The sequence below is a fragment of the Streptomyces sp. NPDC043878 genome (genome assembly GCF_056435735.1).
Genome location: NZ_JBWKDW010000021.1, coordinates 26,528 through 28,288, shown reverse-complemented (window position 1 = coordinate 28,288; position 1,761 = coordinate 26,528). Strand labels below are relative to the sequence as shown.

At 67.9% G+C, this 1,761-nt stretch carries 1 protein-coding gene; it reads left to right on the top strand.

The genetic code is table 11. The annotated features are described in order from the left end of the window. Window positions 1-227: 227 nt before the first annotated feature. Window positions 228-1,761 (top strand): WXG100 family type VII secretion target (locus tag AC07AZ_RS26740; RefSeq protein WP_478852033.1); only part of this gene is annotated, 1,534 nt, incomplete at its 3' end.

The window sequence follows — 1,761 nt, the reverse complement described above, 5'->3', positions numbered from 1 at the left end:
GGGGCAGCAGGAGCCTGTGGTTGCGTTCGACAGTCCGAACCAGCCGCGGGTCGTGGGGGTGTCGATGTCCGGGCCGGAGCAGTCTGGGGTCGCGCTGGATCGTCCGGCGGAGCCGGCGGTGCTGCCCGGCTTCTAGACGGCTGGCGCCCGCCTCGTAACCAGCCGGGCCAGCGAATGCAGTAGACCTGGGATTGACCGCGAGCGTCGGGTGGAGGAAAAGCGGAGCCATGGCCGGCAGTAACAAGAGCAGTGACGTCCCTGGCTTCTCCGAGGGCGAGGACGGTGTCTGGGCCAATGACGGAGACACCAGCGGTGACTACAGCAGCTGGGACTGGAAGCACATCATGGCGGCCGTCAACGGCGGCGCCGCCTATGTCGTCGACAGTCACAACCAGGAGCGGGCCACACAGATCTCCGATCCGGAGACCGTCCAGGAGGCAGCCAACACCTTCTCCTACACGCAGCAGGTGTTGCAGGAGGTCGCTCAGGCCCTGAGCGACCAGACCGAGCAACTGACGGGCGAGAACGGACCGTGGCAGGGTGAGGCGGCGTCAACCCTTAAAACAGCCATGACCGGGCTCTCGACGCAGGTGCAGCACATGTCCGACGCGCTGTCCGGCGGCGTCACCGGGGACTACAACGTCCCGCAGCAACTGGCGGACAACGCTCAGCACCTGCGCGAGGCCAAGGCGAAGATCAACGACATCAACAATTGGTACGCCCACCAGGCGCTGGCGATCGACCCCCACCTTCTGATGAGCAACGGCCTGGTCCGGGTCAGCGCCAACAAGAAGATCGTCGAGATGATGGGCAACGACATGCGGAAGGTGCTCGTTGCCCTGTCCCAGCACTACAAGGTCACCAGTGGCTCCGTCAGCCAGCCGACCTCCCCCGACAACCCGGCGAACAGCCCGTACGACAACATGCCCGATTACGGCGAAGGGATGCCGTACACCGGGGGTGGCATACCGAACTACGGTGACGGAATGCCGTACACCGGCGGTGGCATGCCGAACTACGGTGACGGAATGCCGTACACCGGCGGCGGCATACCGAACTACGGCGGGAACTCGCCCCAGGACGTCGCCGCCCCGACCGACTACCCGAATACCGGTCTGGCGCCCGGCGCTGGGACGCTGGACCCCACGGCGCCGGGCTTCTCACCGAATGCGACGGATCTGGGAGGTCCGGGCTCAACTTCGGGTGGCCCCGGCCTCCGGAACGCGTCCGTGTCCCCGGCGCCCTTCGACGCATCTGATCTCGGCTCGGGCGCGCCCCTGGACAACGGGCCGGGTGTGAGTCCGAACGGGTTTCCCGGTGATCCGTCACTTGGTGGCGACCCGGCGAACATGCCCTCCACGGGGCAGCTGGATCCGACCATGGACGCGGCGCTCAACCCCAACGGCCAGGGCACCGGCTCCCCGATGCCGGAGGTCGCCCCCTTCCCGGGCCTGGCCGGGGGCTTGAACTCACCCGGAACCGGCAACACCGGCACCAAGTCCCGCACGCTGGACGCGCCTTCCGCGTTCCCCAAAAACCTGGGCCTGGACGCTCCGGGAGTCACCGGTCCGGACTCGGCCACCGCACCGGGCACCGCCGACATCGCCGGGTTCCCGGACACGAGCCTGCCCGATGTGAACACCCAGGGCATCACGGCTCCGGGCACCGGGGTGGGGGATGGGCTGCCGGGGCTGTCCGACATGCCTACCGAGGCTCGGGTTCCTGGTGAGGGTGTCAGTGCGTTCCCGGGCAGTACGGCTC